The 22146-nt window shown below is 52.6% G+C and carries 19 protein-coding genes; 3 read left to right on the forward strand and 16 right to left on the reverse strand.

Annotated features, from left to right (window positions below; genetic code table 11):
* Positions 1-2 precede the first annotated feature (2 nt).
* From ftsB to cysD, 5 genes are all read right to left on the reverse strand, one after another.
* Positions 3-314 carry a cell division protein FtsB gene (ftsB, locus tag OGV89_RS11495; RefSeq protein ID WP_003034163.1) on the reverse strand — a complete coding sequence of 104 codons (312 nt, stop codon included), beginning with the start codon at positions 312-314 and terminating at the stop codon, positions 3-5.
* A gap of 215 nt (positions 315-529) precedes the next feature.
* Positions 530-853, reverse strand: coding sequence for a DUF3561 family protein (locus OGV89_RS11500; protein ID WP_003034160.1), 324 nt, complete (start codon positions 851-853; stop codon positions 530-532).
* 47 nt (positions 854-900) lie between these two features.
* Complete coding sequence (gene cysC / locus OGV89_RS11505) at positions 901-1506, reverse strand: adenylyl-sulfate kinase (RefSeq protein WP_003034157.1); 606 nt, start codon at positions 1504-1506, stop codon at positions 901-903.
* A complete protein-coding gene (gene cysN, locus OGV89_RS11510) occupies positions 1506-2933 on the reverse strand; it encodes a sulfate adenylyltransferase subunit CysN (RefSeq protein WP_003846551.1) in 1428 nt (475 codons plus the stop codon). The genes cysC and cysN overlap by 1 nt, the downstream gene beginning before the upstream one ends.
* Positions 2934-2942: 9 nt before the next feature.
* On the reverse strand, positions 2943-3851 hold the full coding sequence (cysD, locus tag OGV89_RS11515; protein WP_003034152.1) for a sulfate adenylyltransferase subunit CysD: 909 nt from the start codon (positions 3849-3851) through the stop codon (positions 2943-2945).
* Between the two features lie 254 nt (positions 3852-4105).
* Between cysD and OGV89_RS11520 the strand changes: the two genes are divergently transcribed.
* The gene (locus OGV89_RS11520) at positions 4106-5149 is read left to right on the forward strand and encodes an aminopeptidase (protein WP_003034151.1); all 1044 of its coding nucleotides are present in this window, start codon (positions 4106-4108) and stop codon (positions 5147-5149) included.
* 44 nt (positions 5150-5193) lie between these two features.
* On the opposite strand, the gene cysH is transcribed toward OGV89_RS11520, so the two are convergent.
* From cysH to cysJ, 3 genes are all read right to left on the reverse strand, one after another.
* Positions 5194-5928, reverse strand: coding sequence for a phosphoadenosine phosphosulfate reductase (gene cysH, locus OGV89_RS11525; RefSeq protein WP_003846550.1), 735 nt, complete (start codon positions 5926-5928; stop codon positions 5194-5196).
* 83 nt (positions 5929-6011) lie between these two features.
* The gene (gene cysI, locus OGV89_RS11530) at positions 6012-7724 is read right to left on the reverse strand and encodes an assimilatory sulfite reductase (NADPH) hemoprotein subunit (RefSeq protein WP_003034148.1); all 1713 of its coding nucleotides are present in this window, start codon (positions 7722-7724) and stop codon (positions 6012-6014) included.
* Positions 7724-9523, reverse strand: coding sequence for an NADPH-dependent assimilatory sulfite reductase flavoprotein subunit (gene cysJ / locus OGV89_RS11535; RefSeq protein WP_003846549.1), 1800 nt, complete (start codon positions 9521-9523; stop codon positions 7724-7726). The genes cysI and cysJ overlap by 1 nt, the downstream gene beginning before the upstream one ends.
* A gap of 305 nt (positions 9524-9828) precedes the next feature.
* Between cysJ and queD the strand changes: the two genes are divergently transcribed.
* On the forward strand, positions 9829-10191 hold the full coding sequence (gene queD / locus OGV89_RS11540) for a 6-carboxytetrahydropterin synthase QueD (protein ID WP_003034142.1): 363 nt from the start codon (positions 9829-9831) through the stop codon (positions 10189-10191).
* Between the two features lie 91 nt (positions 10192-10282).
* Here queD and queE read toward each other — a convergent pair whose 3' ends face one another.
* The 3 genes from queE to OGV89_RS11555 form a co-directional block, all read right to left on the reverse strand.
* Positions 10283-10954: a 7-carboxy-7-deazaguanine synthase QueE gene (gene queE, locus OGV89_RS11545; protein ID WP_003034139.1), complete on the reverse strand. Its 672-nt coding sequence runs from the start codon at positions 10952-10954 to the stop codon at positions 10283-10285.
* Positions 10955-11025: 71 nt separating this feature from the next.
* Positions 11026-11715 (reverse strand): N-acetylmannosamine-6-phosphate 2-epimerase, encoded by a 690-nt coding sequence (locus OGV89_RS11550; protein WP_003846548.1) that lies wholly within the window; start codon positions 11713-11715, stop codon positions 11026-11028.
* On the reverse strand, positions 11715-13271 hold the full coding sequence (locus tag OGV89_RS11555) for a maltose/glucose-specific PTS transporter subunit IIC (RefSeq protein ID WP_003034134.1): 1557 nt from the start codon (positions 13269-13271) through the stop codon (positions 11715-11717). Before OGV89_RS11555 ends, OGV89_RS11550 begins: the two co-directional genes overlap by 1 nt.
* 165 nt (positions 13272-13436) lie before the next feature.
* On the opposite strand from OGV89_RS11555, the gene OGV89_RS11560 reads away from it, so the two are divergent.
* Positions 13437-14261: a MurR/RpiR family transcriptional regulator gene (locus OGV89_RS11560; protein WP_003034131.1), complete on the forward strand. Its 825-nt coding sequence runs from the start codon at positions 13437-13439 to the stop codon at positions 14259-14261.
* Between the two features lie 55 nt (positions 14262-14316).
* Here the strand turns inward: OGV89_RS11560 and eno are convergent, their stop codons facing one another.
* The 5 genes from eno to rlmD all read right to left on the reverse strand — a co-directional run bounded on the left by eno (position 14317) and on the right by rlmD (position 22113).
* Positions 14317-15615: a phosphopyruvate hydratase gene (gene eno, locus OGV89_RS11565; RefSeq protein WP_003034129.1), complete on the reverse strand. Its 1299-nt coding sequence runs from the start codon at positions 15613-15615 to the stop codon at positions 14317-14319.
* Positions 15616-15702: 87 nt separating this feature from the next.
* Positions 15703-17340, reverse strand: coding sequence for a glutamine hydrolyzing CTP synthase (pyrG, locus tag OGV89_RS11570; RefSeq protein WP_003034127.1), 1638 nt, complete (start codon positions 17338-17340; stop codon positions 15703-15705).
* 224 nt (positions 17341-17564) lie between these two features.
* Positions 17565-18356, reverse strand: a complete 792-nt coding sequence (gene mazG, locus OGV89_RS11575) for a nucleoside triphosphate pyrophosphohydrolase (RefSeq protein WP_003840346.1) — start codon at positions 18354-18356, stop codon at positions 17565-17567.
* Between the two features lie 123 nt (positions 18357-18479).
* Entirely contained in the window at positions 18480-20714 is a 2235-nt protein-coding gene (relA, locus tag OGV89_RS11580) for a GTP diphosphokinase (protein ID WP_003034123.1), read from the reverse strand.
* A 100-nt stretch (positions 20715-20814) separates the two neighbouring features.
* Positions 20815-22113 carry a 23S rRNA (uracil(1939)-C(5))-methyltransferase RlmD gene (gene rlmD, locus OGV89_RS11585; protein WP_003846544.1) on the reverse strand — a complete coding sequence of 433 codons (1299 nt, stop codon included), beginning with the start codon at positions 22111-22113 and terminating at the stop codon, positions 20815-20817.
* Between the last annotated feature and the right edge of the window lie 33 nt (positions 22114-22146).

Raw genomic sequence — 22146 nt, forward strand, 5'->3', positions numbered from 1 at the left:
GTTTATCGATTGTTTTGCCCTGCAGTCTGAGCGCGTTTAGACGCGTCAGGCACCAGACGATAAAAGGTTTCGCCCGGCTTAGTCATACTGAGTTCGTTGCGCGCACGCTCCTCAATAGCCTCTTGTCCGCCATTGAGATCGTCAATTTCGGCAAAGAGCTGATCGTTACGCGCTTTAAGTTTCGCGTTTGTAGCTTGCTGCGCAGCAACATCATCGTTGACGCGACTATAGTCATGTATGCCGTTCTTACCGAACCACAGCGAATACTGCAGCCAGACTAATAAAGCCAGCAACAGCAGCGTTAGTTTACCCATCCTGCCCCCTGAAAAACGGCATTAATATCCCATAACTTCCGCAGACAACTTTACATCAACGGTCGGGAATGCCGCGACAACGCGGGCAAATGTACCACATTTGCCCGTTGTTACGTATACCCCGTGTAAGGAGAACATAATCTCATTGTTGGTTACGGTTTGAATTATGACCAGAGAGTGAACAACGTCGGCGATTGTTAAAAAAAGGCGTTTGCCTAACCCAATAACCATAAAAATAGTGCGCCAAACATCGCCCCAACCACCAGCAGGGTACAGGTAATGCTCAGCAGCAACCTCCCCTTCAATAGCGAGTGCAAGGCAATACCCGCGACAATCGCCACGGGCAGCAATGCGAGGAAAAAGGGCCAGGTATAAATGAAGAAAAACAGTGTATTAGGGCCATACATCAGACACGGGAATCCCAGCGCCAACAACCACGCGATAAAACCGACCACCGCCCCCGGTAGTGACCAGGTGGTTTCGTCGTCGGCGGCGAAGGTATCTGACTCTGTAATAGTAATGTTATGGCTGTTACGCATATCTAATCCTGTGACCGTGACTGACCGGGCATGTGAGCTCGGGTGTCTCAGGATCTGATAATATCTTCCTGCCTCAGCAGGTCTAATAATTGGGGTACCAAATTTGTTACCAATTGTTCACCATCAAGATGAATCTCTGGCGATTCAGGCGCTTCGTATACCGAATCAATTCCGGTGAAATTGCGTAACTCACCCGCCCGCGCTTTTTTATACAGCCCTTTTGGATCGCGTGCTTCACACGTTGCTAATGGCGTATCGACAAAAACTTCAATAAAACGCCCTTCGCCAACTCGCTCACGAACCATTTTGCGCTCAGCGCGATGCGGTGAGATAAAGGCGGTCAACACCACAAGCCCCGCATCCACCATCAGGTTAGCCACTTCACCAACCCGGCGAATATTCTCCTTACGATCGGCATCACTAAATCCAAGATCGCTGCACAAGCCGTGACGCACGTTATCGCCATCCAAGAGATAAGTACTCACCCCCAGCTTATGCAACGCTTCTTCAAGCGCCCCTGCTACCGTGGATTTACCGGAGCCTGACAGCCCGGTAAACCACAGCACAACACCACGATGACCGTGGCGTTGTTCCCGCTGTTGCGGTGTAACAGGATGGGCATGCCAGACGACGTTTTCGTCATGCAGCGCCATTATTTTCCTCCCAGCAGATCGCGCGCACCCCAGTGTGGGAAGTGGCGACGCACCAGTGCATTAAGCTCCAGCTCAAACGCGCTGAACTGAGAAGCCGCGGCGAGCTCCTGGACGATTGGCTCACGCACCAGTCCCGCGCCAACGGTAACGTTGGTCAGGCGGTCAATAATTATCAGCCCGCCCGTCACCGGGTTCTGCTGATAGGTATCCAGCACCAGCGGCTCATCAAAGGTCAGATTAACCAGACCGATGCCGTTCAGCGGTAGCGCTTCAACGTCACGTTGGGTCAGGTTGTTTATATCGACCTGATATTGCACGCTATCAACGCGTGCGCGGGTCTTCTTGCCTGCGACTTTGATGTCGTAGCTTTGTCCAGGCGACAGCGGTTGTTCTGCCATCCAAACCACATCAATGGCAGCGCTTTGAACCGCCGGCAACGCCTCACCGGCATCAAGTAACAGGTCGCCCCGGCTGATATCGATCTCATCTTTCAGCACCAGGGTGATCGCTTCACCTGCATGCGCTTCCTGTAAATCGCCATCAAAGGTCACGATCCGCGCTACGCTGGACTCAACGCCGGACGGCAGCACTTTGACGCGCTGCCCGACCTTCACGCTACCGGAGGCCAGCGTTCCGGCATAACCACGAAAATCCAGATTCGGTCGGTTCACATACTGCACCGGGAAGCGCATCGGCTGAGTATCAATACTGCGCTGGATCTCAACGGTTTCCAGCACTTCCAGCAGCGTCGGACCGCTGTACCACGGCATACTGGCGCTTTGCGAAGCCACGTTATCGCCTTCCAGCGCAGAGAGCGGCACAAACCGGATATCCAGGTTGCCCGGAAGTTGTTCAGCAAAAGTAAGATAGTCTTCGCGAATGCGATTAAATGTCTCTTCGCTAAAGTCCACCAGATCCATTTTGTTGATCGCCACCACCAGGTGTTTGATCCCAAGCAGCGTGGAGATAAAGCTGTGACGACGAGTCTGATCCAGCACACCTTTACGCGCATCGATCAATAGGATCGCCAGGTCGCAGGTCGACGCACCGGTCGCCATGTTACGGGTGTACTGTTCATGCCCGGGAGTGTCCGCAATAATAAATTTGCGCTTCTCGGTAGAGAAATAACGGTAAGCCACGTCGATGGTGATGCCCTGCTCGCGCTCGGCCTGTAAGCCGTCAACCAATAACGCCAGATCAAGCTTTTCGCCCTGAGTGCCGTGACGTTTACTGTCATTGTGCAGCGATGAAAGCTGGTCTTCATAAATCTGACGCGTGTCGTGCAGCAGGCGACCAATCAGGGTGCTTTTCCCGTCATCCACGCTACCGCAGGTTAAAAAGCGCAGCAGACTTTTGTGTTGCTGGGCGACCATCCAGGCTTCAACGCCGCCTTCATTAGCAATTTGTTGTGCAAGTGTCGTATTCATGGCGGCTCCTTAGAAATACCCCTGACGTTTCTTCAGCTCCATGGAGCCCGCCTGGTCGCGGTCAATCACGCGGCCCTGACGTTCACTGGTGGTTGAGACCAGCATTTCTTCGATAATTTCCGGCAGCGTCTGCGCATTCGACTCGACCGCGCCTGTCAGTGGCCAGCAACCGAGCGTACGGAAACGTACCATGCGTTTTTTAATCACTTCCCCGGGTTGCAGATCGATTCTGTCGTCATCAATCATCATCAACATGCCGTCGCGTTCAAGCACCGGACGCTCCGCCGCCAAGTACAGTGGCACGATGTCGATATTTTCCAGCCAGATGTACTGCCAGATATCCTGTTCGGTCCAGTTGGAGAGCGGGAAGACGCGAATACTTTCGCCTTTGTTAATTTGTCCGTTGTAGTTGTGCCACAGCTCCGGGCGCTGATTTTTAGGATCCCAGCGATGAAAACGATCGCGGAAAGAGTAAATACGCTCTTTGGCACGTGATTTCTCTTCGTCACGACGAGCACCGCCAAACGCGGCATCAAAACCGTATTTATTGAGCGCCTGCTTCAGCCCTTCGGTTTTCATAATGTCGGTATGCTTGGCGCTGCCGTGGACGAACGGGTTGATGCCCATCGCCACCCCTTCCGGGTTTTTATGCACCAGCAGTTCGCAGCCGTAGGCTTTCGCCGTACGGTCACGAAACTCGTACATTTCGCTGAATTTCCAGCCGGTATCAACGTGCAGTAATGGGAACGGCAGCGTGCCTGGATAAAACGCTTTACGCGCCAGATGCAGCATTACGCTGGAATCTTTGCCGATGGAATACATCATCACCGGATTAGAAAACTCGGCGGCCACCTCACGAATGATATGGATGCTTTCCGCTTCCAGTTGCCGCAGGTGGGTAAGTCGTTTTTGATCCATAACCGTTCCTATGTAATGCCGTTATTTTGCTAACGATGCTCAGATAACCTGACTATAGGGAGGGCAAGAGGGCGAATGAAATTACGAATTGGAATGAGTAGTTCCTCAAAGGAATAACGATCCGGAAAAGCAAATATCAAAAAGTGCTTAAGCTACCGGATTTCGGGCATTTAGGAGCAAATGAAATTGTTTTACCTCGATCACAGTTTCATACTAGCGGCTGAAAATTTCTGCTTGGTATTTAAGGACTCATTATGTTTTCCGCAACGCGCCACCTTATTGCTGCCATGGCGCTCGGCGCGTGTTTTATCCTTCCTGCACAGGCAACATCCTCCAAACCTGGCGATATCGCAAATACCCAGGCTCGATATATCGCAACGTTTTTCCCGGGCCGCGTGACGGGATCTCCGGCTGAAATGTTATCTGCTGATTATATACGTCAGCAATTTCAGCAGATGGGCTACAGCAGTGATATTCGGACGTTTAATAGCCGTTATGTTTATACCGCCAAAAATAACCGTAAAAACTGGCATAACGTAACGGGAAGCACCGTTATTGCAGCACATGAAGGCAAAGCGCCGCAGCAGATTATTATTATGGCGCACCTCGACACCTACGCCGCACAAAGCGATGCCGATTCAGATGCCAATCTGGGTGGATTAACCCTGCAAGGGATCGACGACAACGCTGCAGGTGTTGGCGTGATGCTGGAACTGGCGGAAAAACTCAAAGACGTGCCGACGCAGTACGGCATCCGATTTATCGCCACCAGCGGCGAGGAAGAAGGCAAACTGGGCGCGGAGAACATCCTGAAGCGAATGAGCGCCGCCGAGAAGAAAAACACGCTGCTGGTTATCAACCTCGATAACCTGATTGTCGGTGATAAGCTCTATTTCAACAGCGGTAAGAAAACCCCGGAAGCGGTGCGAAAACTGACGCGCGACCGGGCACTGGCTATCGCGCATAGTCGCGGCATTGTAGCCAGCACCAATCCAGGCCTGAACAAAGACTATCCGAAGGGAACAGGATGTTGTAACGATGCGGAGGTCTTCGACGACGCGGGTATTGCTGTGCTCTCCGTTGAAGCGACCAACTGGAACCTGGGCAAGAAAGATGGCTACCAACAGCGCGCCAAAAGCGCCTCGTTCCCGTCTGGCAACAGCTGGCATGATGTGCGACTGGATAACCAGCAGCATATCGATAAAGCCTTACCGGGCCGGATAGAGCGCCGTAGCCGCGACGTAGTACGCATTATGCTGCCGCTGGTAAAAGAACTGGCGAAAGCAGGTAAATCCTGAAGAAGAAGCCCGGTAATAAGTAAACGTTACCGGGCTTTTAACAGTTAGCCTTCGTGCAGCCCGCACTCTCTTTTCAGCCCAAAAAACCGCGTCTCTTCTTCCGCCATTCCCGGCTCCCATTTGCGGGTGGTATGGGTATCGCCGACTGACAGATAGCCCTGATCCCACAGTGGATGGTACTTCAGACCATGCTTTTGCAGATACTGGTAAACCGTACGGTTGTCCCAGTCGATGATCGGCAGAACTTTAAACACACCACGCTGAATAGCCAGCACCGGTAAATGCGCACGACTGCCCGATTGCTCACGGCGCAGACCGGCAAACCAGGTCTGCGCTTTCAGCTCCTGCAATGCCCGGTTCATCGGCTCGACTTTGTTGATGTCATTGTATTTTTCAATGCCCTCAACGCCCTGCTCCCACAGTTTGCCATAGCGCGCTTCCTGCCAGGCCGCACTTTCCTTCGCCCGGTAGACTTGCAGATTAAGCTTGAGCTTGTCCGTTAACTCGTCAATAAACTGGTAGGTTTCCGGGAACAGATAACCGGTATCGGTGAGGATCACCGGGATATCCGGGCGAACCTGATTTACCAGGTGCAGGCTCACTGCCGCCTGAATACCAAAACTTGATGACAGTACATATTCGCCAGGCAGGTTTTCCAGCGCCCACGCCACGCGATCCTCGGCGCTCAATTTTTCCAGTTGGTCGTTGGTTTGCGCCAACGCCATAACGCGTTCAACTTTCGGCAGTTCGTTCAACGCGTTGAGATCGAGTTTGGACATAAGTTCCTCACTGTTTGCCTTGCCTGATGGCGCTGCGCTTATCAGGTCTACCGATTCAGTAGACCCGATAAGTCAATTTCACATTATTCCCAGAAATCCCGGGCAGGATCGAGCACCGGGCGAATAATGCCCGCACGCACCGTAAAGTCACCGAAGCCTTCACCCGCTTCGCGCTCTTTCGCCCAGCGCCCAATCAGTTCATCCAGCGATGCCAGAATTTCCGGCTCGGTGATGTTCTCTTTAAACATCCGGGGAATGCGAGTTCCAATACGGTTACCCCCTAAATGGAGGTTGTAACGTCCGGGCGCTTTCCCCACCAGACCAACTTCCGCCAGCATCGCGCGGCCGCAACCGTTCGGGCAGCCAGTCACACGCATGACAATATTTTCATCACTCAGGCTGTGCTTCGCCATCAGCGTGTCGATGTTGTCGATAAACGTTGGCAGGAAGCGCTCGGCCTCAGCCATCGCCAGCGGGCAGGTTGGGAACGACACGCAGGCCATCGAGTTTTCACGCTGCGGAGTGACCGCATTCATTAAGCCACTCTTCTGCGCAATCTTCTCGATCTTCGCCTTTTCACTCTCAGGAACACCTGCAATGATCAGGTTCTGGTTCGCGGTAATACGGAACTCACCTTTGTGGATCTTCGCGATCTCAAGCAGACCGGTTTTCAACGGACGGCCCGGATAATCCAGGATACGGCCGTTTTCAATAAACAGCGTCAGATGCCATTTATTGTCGATCCCTTTCACCCAGCCGATACGATCGCCGCGACCGGTGAATTCGTACGGGCGGATAGGCTCAAACTTGATCCCCGCGCGGCGCTCAACTTCAGCTTTAAAGGTCTCAACGCCTACGCGTTCCAGCGTGTATTTGGTTTTGGCGTTTTTACGATCGGTACGGTTACCCCAGTCACGCTGAGTCGTCACCACCGCTTCCGCCACAGCCAGTGTATGCTCAAGCGGCAGATAACCAAATTCGCTTGCCGTCCGGGCGTAAGTTTTCTTATTGCCATGCTCAATGGACAAACCGCCGCCCACCAGCAGGTTAAAGCCCACCAATTTGCCGTTTTCCGCAATCGCCACGAAGTTCATGTCATTGGCATGCAGATCGATGTCGTTCTGCGGTGGGATCACCACCGTGGTTTTAAACTTACGCGGCAGATAGGTTTGACCGAGGATCGGCTCCTCGTCGGTGGTCGCAACTTTTTCCTGATCAAGCCAGATCTCTGCATAGGCGCGGGTGCGCGGCAGCAGATGTTCGGAGATCTTTTTCGCCCACTCGTAGGCTTCGGCGTGCAGCTCAGATTCATACGGGTTGGAGGTACACAGCACGTTACGGTTCATATCGTTGGCGGTCGCCAGTGCGTCCAGGCCGACGGAGTGCAGCATCTGGTGTACCGGCTTAACGTTCTTCTTCAGAATGCCGTGAAACTGGAAGGTCTGACGGTTGGTAAGACGAATGCTGCCGTAAATAGTGTTGTCATGGGCGAACTTGTCGATCGCCTGCCACTGTTTGGTGGTAATCACTCCACCCGGCAGACGACAGCGCAGCAGCATCGCGTGACGCGGCTCCAGCTTTTGCTCGGCACGTTCGGCGCGGATATCGCGGTCGTCCTGCTGGTACATACCGTGAAAACGGATCAGCAGGAAGTTGTCGCCTTTAAACCCGCCGGTCAGGCCGTCGTTTAAATCTTCGGCAATGGTACCGCGCAGATAGTTGCTTTCCAGCTTCATACGCTCAGCGTCGGACAGTTTGCCTTCGACCACCAATGGTCCTGGATGTTTTTCGCTCATTAGTAGACATCTCGCTGATAACGGCGCTCAATGCGCAGCTCACTTAAAAATTCATCCGCCGCTTCGATATCCATACCACCGAATTCGGCAATCACTTCCAACAACGCCTGCTCAACGTCTTTCGCCATACGATTGGCGTCGCCGCAGACATAAATGTGGGCACCGTCGTTAATCCAGCGCCACAGTTCCGCGCCCTGTTGGCGCAGTTTATCTTGTACGTAGACTTTTTCTTTTTGATCGCGGGACCAGGCGAGATCGATACGGCTCAGTACGCCCTCTTTGACGTAACGCTGCCATTCCACCTGATACAGGAAATCTTCGGTAAAGTGCGGGTTACCGAAAAACAGCCAGTTTTTGCCTTCAGCTCCATCAGCCGCACGCTGCTGCATGAAGGCACGGAACGGTGCAATTCCCGTACCCGGGCCAATCATAATTACCGGCGTCTGCGGGTTTGACGGCAGGCGGAAATTGTCGTTGTGTTCAATGAACACGCGAACTTCACCTTCTTCTTCCACGCGGTCGGCGAGGAAACTGGAAGCACCACCAGCACGGGCGCGACCTTCTATCTCATAACGCACCACGCCCACGGTGACGTGCACTTCGCTTTCCACTTCCGCTTGAGAAGAGGCAATGGAGTACAAACGCGGCGTCAACGGACGCAGAAGATCAACTAACGCCTGAGCATCCAATTGCGCCGGGGAAAAGCGCACCATATCGACGATGGGCGTGGTGGCGGCATAATGCTGCAACTGTGCTTTGTCACCCACTAACGGCAGCAATGTTTCGCTGCGGGTTAAGGTGGCATAGTTCTCCACGATATTGCCGGTATTCACCGTCAGCTCGAAATGCCACTGCAACGCTTCAGCGAGCGACAAGGTTTTGCCTTCAACCGTCACCGGCTCATCACCTTTCAGCCACAGCAGTTCAACCAGTTCTTTAACCAGATCCGGGTCATTCTGATACCAGACGCCCAAGGCATCGCCCGGCTGATAACGCAGGCCGGAATCGCCTAAATCAATTTCAATATGGCGTACGTCTTTTTCAGAGTCACGGCCGGTAATTTTCTGATTCACCGCAAGCGACGCCGTCAGCGGCGCTTCTTTGGTGTACGGACTGGTGTGTACTTCATTTACCGCACCGCTCGCGGCAACTTGCACAGACGGTACCGCAGGCGCACGTGCTTTCAGGACATCAACCAAACGGGCACGCCACTGCGCGGCGGCGGCCTGATATTCGACGTCGGCATCTACACGATCGAGCAGACGTTCACCGCCCAGCTCAGCCAGTTTCGCATCGAAGTCTTTTCCTGACTGACAGAAAAACTCATAGGAGGTGTCGCCAAGGCCAAACACGGCAAAAGCGGTGTTATCGAGCTTTGGCGCTTTTTTCGAGAACAGGAATTTATGCAACGCCACGGCTTCTTCCGCCGGTTCACCTTCCCCTTGCGTCGACGCCACCACGATCAGCAGTTTTTCATTGGCGATTTGTTTGAATTTATAGTCGCCAGCGTTGATCAGAGTGACGTTGAGCTTCGCGGCGATCAGATCATCGCGCAGGGCTTCCGCCACACGACGCGCATTACCGGTTTGCGAGGCGGAGATAAGCGTAATGCCTGGCATTTCAGCGACAGGCGCAAGCGCCGCTGCATTGCTACCAGGCTGCTGATTCAGCGCGCCCCAAAAATAGCCAGAAACCCACGCAAGCTGTGCGGGAGTGAAATCGGTCGTGGCTGCCTGAAGGCGTGCCAGTTGCTCCGGGTTTAGCGGTAGCAGAGCGGAAGGTGGGGCCTGTGTCGTCATGCGTTGTCATGTTCCAGTAAGCAAAGCGGATTTCAGCAATAAAACCCAAACTGAAGATAAGGTTAACGGCGGGGATAGTAACAATTAAAGAAGGGATAGAAATAACAAATAACCAAATGGACTAACCTGTTTTAGTTATAGTCATTAACGACAAAAACGATTTAATAACTATATGATATATAAATAGTTATCAAACATTAACAGCGTAAATATGACGTTCTGATGCTTAGCGCCCTTTTAACTAATGATAAAAATTGTGCTTTACGGTACCCTACGGCGGTTTTTCGCATTCTTGAGAGTAAATAATGTCCACCACCTTGTTTAAAGATTTCACCTTCGAAGCCGCTCACCGCCTGCCGCACGTACCGGAAGGGCATAAGTGTGGCCGTCTGCATGGTCACTCATTTATGGTGCGTCTTGAAATTACCGGTGAAGTCGATCCGCATACCGGTTGGATCATGGATTTTGCTGAATTAAAAGCCGCGTTTAAGCCGACTTACGACAGACTCGATCACTACTATTTGAACGATATTCCTGGCTTAGAAAATCCAACCAGTGAAGTGCTGGCCAAATGGATTTGGGATCAGATTAAACCTGTGGTCCCTCTGCTAAGTGCTGTAATGGTGAAAGAAACCTGCACAGCAGGCTGCGTGTACCGCGGCGAGTGATTGTAGCCTTGCCGGATGGCAATGCGTCTTATCCGGCCTGCAACAAGCAACAAACTCTGGCCGGGTAAGCGAAACGCTCCCGGCACAGTTATCAGGCAATATTCAGATATTTATGGGTTTGCATCGACAGACGCCAGTTGCGCGCAATACAGGTATCAATACACAAACGCGTCGCATCTTCTTTCTGGCTGATTGGCTGTAAGGCGATGATTCGTGGTTTGTCGTCGCTCAACGTCGCCAGCAGTTCATCCAGCGCTTCAATATCGCGAACGCGACCAACCGGATGTTTGATTTCATTCGCGCGCTCCAGCGCCTGCGACAGCACATCATAACCGCCACGCATATTTACCTTCGGCGATACGGTCACCCAGGTATTCGGCGTACAGCGTACTTCGTGGGTACCACTAGTTTCAATCTGGCAGCTAAAGCCGTTCTTTTCCAGCAGGTCAGTCAGCGGCATCAGGTCATGAATGCAGGGCTCGCCGCCGGTGATCACCACATGACGGGCGGTATACCCCTGACGCGAAATGACCGCCAGCAGATCCTCACTGCTCGCCGCCCCCCATTTGTCGCTTTCTTTGGTCTTGGCCAGGATGCTGTACAGGGAGACTTCCCGATCCTCAAGCTTATCCCAGGTGTGTTTGGTATCGCACCAGGCACAGCCAACCGGGCATCCCTGTAAACGAATAAAAATGGCGGGGACGCCGGTAAAGTAACCCTCACCTTGCAGGGTCTGGAACATCTCGTTAATCGGGTACTGCATAGCGCTCTCAATATGGGGATAAACGATAATTATCGCAGATCCCCGCCAAAGTATCATGCCCCATCGATGCTTTACGAGGCGATCGCCGCGACAAAGCGTGCCGTTATCTGCTGCGGACGCGTGATTGCGCCACCAACCACCACGGTATGGGCACCTAATTCCAGGCATCGTGCGGCACGTTCCGGAGTATCGACGTTTCCTTCTGCCACGACAGGTACGCTGACCGCCGCCAATACCTCACGTAAAAAACCGCAGTCGTTTTCCGCCAGCACATGCCCGGCAGTGTCAGCGGTGTAGCCGTAGAGCGTGGTGCCCACGCAGTCAAAACCCAGACGCTCAGCTGTCACCGCCTCGTCTATGGTGGCGATATCCGCCATCAGCAGCACAGACGGGTAGCGAGCGCGGATTTGCATAACTAATTCTTCCAGCGTTTGTCCACCTGGGCGCGGGCGCGCTGTCGCATCCAGAGCAATAATCTCCGGCTCAACGGTCATTAGCTCATCCACTTCCTGGAGCGTGGCCGTGATAAACACATCGCTACCCGGATAATCGCGCTTGATAATCCCAATCACCGGCAGGGAGACGCTCTCTTTGATCGCGCGAATGTCCACCACGCTGTTCGCACGAATACCTACAGCACCTCCCTGCGCTGCCGCCAGCGCCATACGCGACATAATAAACGGACTGTGCAGGGGCTCATTTTCCAGCGCCTGGCAGGAGACGATTAATTTACCTTTCAGGGAATCCAGTACAGTTTTCATTACGATAAGATCTCTTCGACTTCGTTTTTGATGATGGTGACATGCGGGCCATAAATCACCTGAACCCCGTTGCCGCGAATAATTACGCCACGCGCTCCGGTCGCTTTCAGCGCCGCTTCATCGACCTTGCTACTCTCTTTTACCGTCACGCGCAGACGTGTGGCGCAACAGTCCACCTCTTCCAGATTCTCTTTCCCCCCCAGTCCGGCAATCACGGCCGCAGCACGCTCACTTTGCGGCAGGCCGGATTCAGTCGGTGCTGCGTTTTCACGACCAGGCGTCAACCAGTTAAAGCGGTTAATCAAATAGCGGAAGGTGAAGTAGTAAAGGAAGAACCACGGGATCCCCACCATAGGGACGTACATCCAGTTGGTTTTAGCTTCCCCCTGTAGCACACCGAAGAGGAGGAAATCGATAAGCCCACCCGAAAAGGTTTGCCCGATGGTGATATGTAAAATATGTGCCATCATAAACGCCAGACCATCGAAGAAGGCGTGAATGACGTATAACACAGGTGCGACAAACAGGAAGGAGAACTCGATAGGCTCAGTGATCCCCGTCAGGAAAGAGGTCAGGGCCGCAGACAACAGCAGTCCGGCGACAAGCTTTCTGTTCTCTGGTTTGGCAGTATGGTACATCGCAAGACATGCGCCAAGCAGGCCAAACATCATGGTGATAAAGCGCCCGGACATAAAGCGCGAGGTGCCCGCATAGAACTGCTGCGTATTCGGATCGGCAAGTTGCGCGAAGAAAATACGCTGCGTGCCTTCAACCAACTGGCCGTTGACGATTTCACTCCCGCCAAGCGCTGTGGTCCAGAACGGTAAATAAAAGATATGGTGTAACCCCAGTGGGCCAAGCATACGCAGGATGAAGCCGTACAACAGCGTACCCAGATAACCGGTCGCATCCACCAGACCACCCAGTCCAAAAATGAGTTTCTGGAAATGCGGCCAAACCACCGTCATGACCGCACCCACTACAATCGCGGCAAGGGAGCTAATAATCGGCACAAAGCGCGAACCGCTGAAGAAACCAAGGAACTGAGGCAGCGAGACTTTATTGAAACGGCTATGCAGCGCGCAGGTGACAAGCCCAATCACCACCCCACCAAATACGCCTGTTTCCAGCGTCTGAATACCCAGCGTCATCCCCTGGCCTACGGCACCGGGATTCTCGTGCGCCAGCGTTCCGTTGAGTGTCAATAAAGCGTTGATGGTGGCGTTCATCACCAGAAATGCCAGCAATGCAGCAAGCCCGGCGGTGCCTTTATCCGTTTTCGCCAGTCCTACTGCCACACCCACCGCAAAAAGCACCGACAGGTTGGCAAACACAATAGAACCTGCGCTGGTCATGATCGTGAAGATTGCCTGTAACCAGTCAACGTCCAAAAACGGATACGCCGTCAATGTGTTTGGATTCGACAGCGCACCGCCAATCCCTAACAACAGCCCCGCAGCGGGCAGTACCGCAATCGGCAGCATGAACGATTTGCCGAACCGCTGTGCCTTTTCAAACCATGCGCCCGATGAGGCGCCGCTAAACATTTGCATCATTTTTTCATCTCCCCGATTAATGATGAAAATTTTTACCATAATTAATTTTATAAATGAAAATTATCATCAAAAACCAGGAAGCCGATCATACTTTTTTAAAATGACTGGCATCTCTCCCCTGCTTTCCGCCACACTATCAGCAGAGAAACGCATTAAGGATTTTGCATGTCAGAAAATGAAAACCTGCTGCTGAGATTGCGCCAGGGCGTTGACGGATATAGCCGAACACAGCAGAAGCTGGGAGAGTTTGTGCTTAGTGATCCGGCAAAAGTTGTCTACCTGACGATTACCGAACTGGCGCGTGAAAGCGACACCAGCGAGGCGAGCGTCACACGTCTGTGCCGCACGCTTGGGTGTAAGGGTTATAACGAATTCAAAATGGCGCTGGCTCTCGATCTCCAGCAAGGACAGCCGGTAGAGCACAGCGGGGATGAAATTGACAATGTGGTCAATGAATCCGTGCAAGCGCTGCAGGACACAGCAAAGTTACTCGACAGGACATTACTGGAATCCGCCGCTCTGGCGCTACATCAGGCTCAGTCGGTACAGATTTATGGCGTAGCGGCCAGCGCTATTCTGGGGGAGTATTTACATTACAAACTCCTGCGCCTCGGCAAACCCGCGCAACTGTTCAGCGACATGCACCGCGCAGCCATGAATGCCACTACGCTTAGCAAAAATACGCTCGTGGTAGCGATCTCCAGTTCAGGCTCCACGCGCGATCTGCTGCATGTCGTGAAACTGGCGCGTAAGCAAGGCGTGCGCGTACTGGCGCTAAGTAATACACCGCGCAGTCCGCTGGCTTCGCTGAGCGATATTCAACTGGTCGCAGCCAAACCAGAAGGTCCGTTGAGTGCTGGTGCGCTAAACGCCAAGGTGGGTGTGATGCTGTTGGTTGAACTTCTCACCACGTCGCTGATTGCGCTGGATGAAAAGTACAGTGATGTGAGCCAGCAAACAGCCAGCGCAACACTTCCTCTACTGCTTTAAAAGCATAAAAAAACCCGCCGCAGCGGGTTTTTACGTTAAGAGTTAAAGAACAGGATTACGCCTGACCTTTGATCTCTTTACGACCGTTATACGGTGCTTGTTCACCCAGAGCTTCTTCGATACGAATCAGCTGGTTGTACTTAGCAACGCGGTCAGAACGGCTCATAGAACCAGTTTTGATCTGGCCTGCAGCGGTACCAACAGCCAGGTCAGCGATGGTAGCATCTTCAGTTTCGCCAGAACGGTGAGAGATGACAGCGGTGTAGCCAGCGTCTTTCGCCATTTTGATCGCAGCCAGAGTTTCGGTCAGAGAACCGATCTGGTTGAATTTGATCAGGATGGAGTTAACGATGCCTTTTTCGATGCCTTCTTTCAGGATCTTGGTGTTGGTTACGAACAGATCGTCACCAACCAGCTGGATTTTGTCGCCCAGTACTTTAGTCTGGTATGCGAAACCATCCCAGTCAGACTCGTCCAGACCATCTTCGATGGACACGATCGGGTACTGTTTGGTCAGTTCTTCCAGGAAGTGAGTGAATTCTTCGGAGGTGAATGCTTTGTTGCCTTCGCCAGCCAGAACGTATTTACCGTCTTTGTAGAATTCAGACGCTGCACAGTCCATCGCCAGAGTGATGTCTTTGCCCAGCTCGTAGCCAGCTGCTTTAACCGCTTCAGCGATTACAGCCAGAGCTTCAGCGTTGGAACCCAGGTTCGGCGCGTAGCCGCCTTCGTCACCAACTGCAGTGTTCATACCTTTAGCTTTCAGAACTTTAGCCAGGTTGTGGAACACTTCAGAACCCATACGAACGGCTTCTTTCAGAGTCTTAGCGCCAACCGGCTGAATCATGAATTCCTGGATGTCGACGTTGTTGTCAGCGTGCTCACCACCGTTGATGATGTTCATCATCGGAACCGGCATGGAGTATTTACCCGGAGTACCGTTCAGTTCAGCGATGTGTGCATACAGCGGCAGGCCTTTAGCAGCAGCTGCTGCTTTGGCGTTCGCCAGGGACACAGCCAGGATGGCGTTTGCACCGAAGTTGGATTTGTTTTCAGTACCGTCCAGATCGATCATGATCTTGTCGATGCCAGCCTGATCTTTAGCATCTTTACCCAGCAGAGCCTGAGCAATTGGGCCGTTAACAGCTGCAACAGCTTTCAGTACGCCTTTACCCATGAAACGGGATTTGTCGCCATCGCGCAGTTCCAGTGCTTCGCGGGAACCAGTAGAAGCACCTGACGGAGCTGCTGCCATACCAACGAAACCACCTTCCAGGTGTACTTCGGCTTCAACAGTCGGGTTACCACGGGAGTCGATGATTTCACGACCGATGATTTTAACGATTTTGGACATTAGATTTTCCTCAGTACAAGTTAAACTAAAACTCCAGACAAACAATGCACCCTGATGGGTGCATTGCCGTTCTAACTTATTTACTTCTTACTTCGCCTGACGCTTCTGATGTTCACTGGCGGCTTTCACAAAGCCGGCAAACAGCGGGTGCCCATCACGTGGCGTGGAAGTAAATTCCGGGTGGAACTGACAGGCCACGAACCACGGATGATTCGGTACCTCAATGATCTCGACCAACTGATCATCACCGGAACGGCCTGCAATACGCAGACCCGCAGCTTCAATCTGTTTCAACAGCATATTGTTGACTTCGTAACGGTGGCGGTGGCGTTCAACAATTGTCGGCGCGCCGTACAGTTGACGAACCAGGCTATCGTCGCTCAACTGACACTGCTGCGCACCAAGACGCATAGTGCCGCCCAGATCGCTCTTCTCGGTACGGACTTCGACGTTGCCGTCTTCATCGCGCCATTCGGTAATCAGGGCCACCACCGGGTACTTACAGTCTGGCACAAATTCCGTGGAGTTGGCGTTGTCCATACCCACTACGTTACGTGCAAACTCAATCAACGCAACCTGCATACCCAGGCAAATGCCCAGATAAGGAATATTGTTCTCACGCGCAAAGCGCGCCGTCGCGATTTTACCTTCAACACCACGGTAGCCGAAGCCGCCAGGGATCAGGATTGCATCAAGACCTTTCAGGATCTCAACGCCACGCGTTTCGACATCTTGTGAATCGATCAGCTTGATATTGACGGTGACACGATTCTTCAGACCGCCATGCTTCAGCGCTTCGATAACTGATTTATAGGCATCCGGCAGTTCAATGTACTTGCCGACCATACCGATAGTCACTTCGCCTGCCGGATTCGCTTCTTCGTAGATAACCTGTTCCCATTCTGACAGATTAGCTTCCGGACAGTTCAAGCTGAATCGTTTACAAATATAATCGTCAAGGCCCTGAGATTTCAACAGGCCCGGGATTTTATAGATGGAATCGACATCTTTCAGAGAAATCACCGCTTTTTCCGGAACGTTACAGAACAATGCAATTTTTGCACGTTCATTAGCCGGAACTGCGCGATCGGAGCGGCAAATCAGGATATCTGGCTGAATACCGATAGAAAGCAGCTCTTTTACAGAGTGCTGGGTCGGTTTAGTTTTGACTTCACCTGCCGCCGCCATGTACGGAACCAGCGTCAGATGCATAAACAGCGTGTGCTCGCGACCAATTTCTACGGCCATCTGGCGAATCGCTTCAAGGAACGGCAGAGATTCGATATCCCCAACGGTTCCGCCGATTTCGACCAGAACAACATCATGACCTTCACCGCCTTCCAGAACACGCTCTTTAATGGCATTCGTGATGTGCGGGATAACCTGAACGGTCGCGCCCAGGTAGTCGCCACGGCGTTCTTTACGCAGAACGTCGGAGTAGATACGACCCGTAGTGAAGTTGTTGCGGCGGCTCATTTTGGTACGAATGAAGCGCTCATAGTGACCCAGGTCCAGGTCGGTTTCAGCGCCGTCTTCGGTAACGAACACTTCCCCGTGTTGGATTGGGCTCATAGTACCTGGATCGACGTTGATGTACGGATCCAGTTTCATCATGGTTACATTGAGGCCACGGGCTTCAAGAATGGCTGCCAGGGAGGCTGCGGCAATGCCTTTTCCCAGAGAGGATACGACCCCGCCGGTCACAAAAATATAGTTCGTTGTCATGCTGGACCTGAGAAGTTAGGGTGAAACGATGGAATTACCAAGACGGGAAAGTAGTATACCCGAACATGACGAGCGCCACAAACTTTCATTATTCCTCCTCTTCACCAGGCTCACATTAACATCGGGAGTGAGAAAATAGCCCCTTTGGGGTAAATGTTTTTGACGTAAATCAAGCGCTTGTTATTTAAAAAATCACACAAATCGCCCTTGACCGACGAAATCCCTTAGAGATCAATTTCCTGCCGTTTTACCTGTTGCCAGACTTCTTCCATAGTTTCCAGATCAACACCAGTCATTTCCAGACCTCGAGCCGCCACAATTCGCTCAACCTCACGAAAACGCCGCTCAAACTTCTCGTTCGCTTTCTGCAATGCGGTCTCTGCTTTAGTGCCTAAATGCCGGGCCATATTGACCGTGGCAAACAGCAGATCGCCCATTTCCTCCTCCAGTTTAGCCTGGTCGACAACAGCCTGCTTCGCCTCAAACATGACTTCGTCGATCTCTTCGTAAACCTTGTCGACAACCGGTCCTAATGTTTTCCAGTCGAAGCCAACATTTGAGCAGCGTTTCTGGATTTTTTGGGCGCGCATTAATGCCGGTAAACTACGGGGAATATCGTCGAGCGCGGAATGCTGTGCCTTCTCAGCACGTTCTTCGGTTTTGATTTGCTCCCAACGGGTAAGCACCTCGGTGCTGTTACTTGCAGAAACATCAGCAAAAACATGCGGGTGGCGGCGTTCAAGCTTATCGCTTATCGCAGCGCAAATATCATCAAAGTTGAAGCGTCCTTCTTCCTGAGCCATCTGGGCGTAAAACACCACCTGGAACAGCAGATCCCCCAACTCTCCACGCAGGTCGTCGAAGTCTTCTCGCGCAATCGCGTCCAGCACTTCATAAGTTTCTTCGAGGGTATAAGGAGCAATAGTGGCGAATGTCTGCTCTTTGTCCCACGGACAGCCGTTCTCCGGGTCGCGCAGGCGCTGCATAATACCGAGCAGTCGGTCGATTTGATTCATTGGAATATCCTGAAATTTCAATACGGTAGGCCGGATAAGGCGACATCAGGCAACATAGCAATGCCTGATGGCAACGCTAACGCGTCTTATCAGGCCTACAAGGTTATCCGGCCTACATAATGATTAATTACCGTGCAGACGACGTGCGTCGATCACATCCGGTACCTGGTTCAGCTTGCCGAGCACGCGCCCGAGCACCTGCAGGTTGTAGATTTCGATGGTCATATCAATGGTGGCAAGCTGTTGTTTGGTATCACTCCGGCTGGCAACTCCCAGCACGTTCACCTTCTCGTTGGCGAGAATCGTGGTGATATCACGTAACAAGCCACTGCGATCGTTGGCCTGGACGCGAACCACCAGCGAATACCCTGCAGAGTAACTTTCGCCCCAGACCGCATCGACAATACGTTCCGGCGCATGGGAACGCAGCTCAGTCAGCTGTTCACAATCCGCCCGGTGCACGGAAATACCGCGTCCCTGGGTAATAAACCCGACAATCTCATCGCCTGGAATCGGCTGGCAGCAGCGAGCGATGTGGTGCATCAGGTTACCTACCCCTTCCACCACGACACGACCGTCGTCTTTACGGCGACTTTGCGGTGCGTGCGTTTTCTGCTGAAGCTGTTTCAGCGCGGCGGCATCCTGTTCGGCAGCGCTTGGCTTATTAAACTGCGCCTGCAGGAAATTCACCATCTGGTTGAGGCGGATGTCTCCTCCGCCAATCGCCGCCAACAGTTCATCCAGCTCATTGAAACTGTAGCGCGGCAGCAGATGTTTTTCCGCTTCTTTCAGGCTGATGCCTAAATGCGCCAGTTCATCGTCGAGGATCTGGCGACCTGCAAGAATGTTCTTATCACGGTCCTGTTTACGGAACCAGGCGTGGATCTTCGAACGCCCACGACTGGTGGTTACGTAGCCAAGGTTAGGGTTCAACCAGTCGCGGCTTGGGTTTGGCTGTTTCTGGGTGATAATTTCAATTTGATCGCCCATCTGCAGTTGGTAGGTAAACGGTACGATGCGTCCACCAATTTTCGCGCCAATGCAACGATGCCCCACATCACTATGAATGTGGTAAGCAAAATCGAGCGGCGTGGAGCCTGCAGGCAGATCCACAACGTCGCCTTTCGGCGTAAAGACATACACGCGGTCATCAAAGACCTGGCTACGAACTTCATCCAGCATTTCACCGGAATCTGCCATCTCTTCCTGCCAGGCGATCAGCTTACGCAGCCATGCAATGCGATCTTCATGACCAGAGCGCGCCGCGCCTGAAGCGGTGCCCTCTTTGTACTTCCAGTGCGCCGCGACGCCCAGTTCGGCATCTTCGTGCATCTGTTTGGTACGGATCTGAATTTCAATGGTTTTCCCGCCCGGCCCCAGCACAACCGTATGGATTGACTGGTAGCCGTTGGGTTTCGGGTTCGCGACGTAGTCATCAAACTCATCCGGCAGATGGCGATAGTGAGTATGTACTATCCCGAGCGCGGCATAGCAGTCCTGTAAACGCTCTGCCACGATACGCACTGCGCGCACATCGAACAGTTCATCGAAGGCCAACTGCTTTTTCTGCATTTTGCGCCAGATGCTGTAGATATGCTTCGGACGCCCGTACACTTCAGCTTTGACGCCTTCCGTTTTCATCTCTGAGCGCAAATGACCAACGAACTCATCAATGTAATGCTCCCTGTCGATACGACGTTCATGCAGCAGCTTGGCAATGCGTTTGTATTCAGCCGGGTGCAGATAACGGAAGCAATAATCTTCCAGCTCCCATTTTAATTGCCCGATTCCCAAACGGTTGGCCAGCGGTGCATAGATATTGGTGCACTCTTTTGCCGCCAGAACGCGTTCATCTTCCGGCGCGTCTTTCACTTCACGCAGATGGGCAATCCGCTCTGCCAGCTTGATGACCACACAGCGGAAGTCATCTACCATTGCCAGCAGCATGCGGCGGACGTTATCGACCTGCTCGGAAGAAACTGAATCGGTATGCGTGGCTTTAAGCTGGCGTATCGCCGCCATATCACGCACGCCGTGGATAAGATGAACAATGGATTTGCCCACGCTCTCGCGCAGGATGTCTTCACTTACCACGTTGGCATCAGCCAATGGGAACAGCATTGCTGCACGCAGCGTGTCGATATCCATGCTCAACATGGAGAGAATTTCTACCATCTCCACGCCACGCCACAGCAGCAGATCCGCATCCGGATGCCCCTGTGTCTGCTGGAGGCAGTACGCCCAGGTTTCGGCTAAGCGTTCACACGACTGCTGGCTGGAGATCCCCAGACTCGCGATCCATTTCTTGGGATCAAACTCACCAGCTTTATTTAAATGTGCACTTCTTACCGCAACCATCGTCCTCTCCTTAAGGGGCATGGCCTGTCGAAGTCGACAAGCCGAACCCATTGTCTTTCACACAGCATTACAAGGCGAAATCCAATGGGTATTAAGTTCATTACAAACGCTCAAACAGGACCATTGATTCCAGGTGTCCAGTGTGCGGGAACATATCGAGCATCGCCAGCCGCCGGATGGCATATCCCGCATTGAGCAAAGCATCGCTGTCACGAGCCAGCGTTGCCGGGTTACAGGATACATAAACAACGCGTATAGGTTCTAATTTTATAATATGTTGCATCACACCAGCAGCCCCCGCACGCGCAGGATCGAGCAAAACTTTGTCGAATCCGTTTTTCGCCCACGGCTGCCGGGTAACATCTTCCTCAAGGTTCTCATGAAAGAATGTCACATTGTGTAATCCGTTATTCAGCGCATTCTCCCGGCCTTTTTCAACCAGCGCCGGAACACCTTCCACGCCAACCACACTTGCTGCTCGAGTTGCCAGCGGCAGGGTAAAGTTACCCATTCCGCAGAACAGATCGAGCACGCGATCTTCAGGTTGCACATCGAGCCATTCCAGCGCACGGGCCACCATTTGTTGGTTTACCCCTTCGTTAACCTGAATAAAATCGCGCGGGCTGAAGGTTAACCGTAGTCCATTTGAGTCATACCAGGGCGATTCTTCTGATATTGATTCCAGTATCTCGCTTTGCGGGGCCAGAAACAAAGACAGCCCCTGAGAATGCGAAAAGCATTCCAGTTTTTCTTTATCCGCTGCACTTAATGGCGCCGTGTGGCGCAAAATCATCAGGGTTCCGCTCCCTGCCTGCACCAGTTCAACATGTCCAAGGTGGCGTAACCCTTGAAGACTTTCCAGACACGCCCTGAGATGGGGCAATAACGCTTCAAGCTGGGGCACCAAAACAGGGCATTGTTTGACATCGATAATGTCGCTGGAGCCTGATTTACGAAACCCCATCTGCAATTTTTGTTCTTTTGGCCGATAGTTCAGGCTCAATCGGGCACGACGACGATAGCCCCACGGCGTATCAGCTATAACATCCGACACGTCACATTTCATTAAACGCGACAACGCCGCGCTTTTACTACGCTGCTGTAACGAGATGCTGGCATGCTGCTGCTGGCAACCGCCGCATACGCCAAAATGCGGGCAACGTGGCACTTCACGCTCAGGGCTGTTGTTCAAACGTCGTTTTACTTGCGCGCGGGCGAACTGTTTTTTATCTTCGGTAATCACCACCTCGGCGCTTTCCTGGGGTAGCAATTCCGGTATAAACAACGCTTTTCCGTTATGGCGAGCGACGCCCTGACCAAAAGGATCGAGGTCATTGACGGTAACGGTTATGATCTGACGCGTCGTCACGCGTCGTTTTGCAGAGTAGAATTGCGCCATCGACGAGATATTTCTCTATTTAACAGTGTGACC

The sequence above is a fragment of the Citrobacter sp. Cf125 genome (genome assembly GCF_030333935.1).
GTDB lineage: Bacteria > Pseudomonadota > Gammaproteobacteria > Enterobacterales > Enterobacteriaceae > Citrobacter > Citrobacter freundii.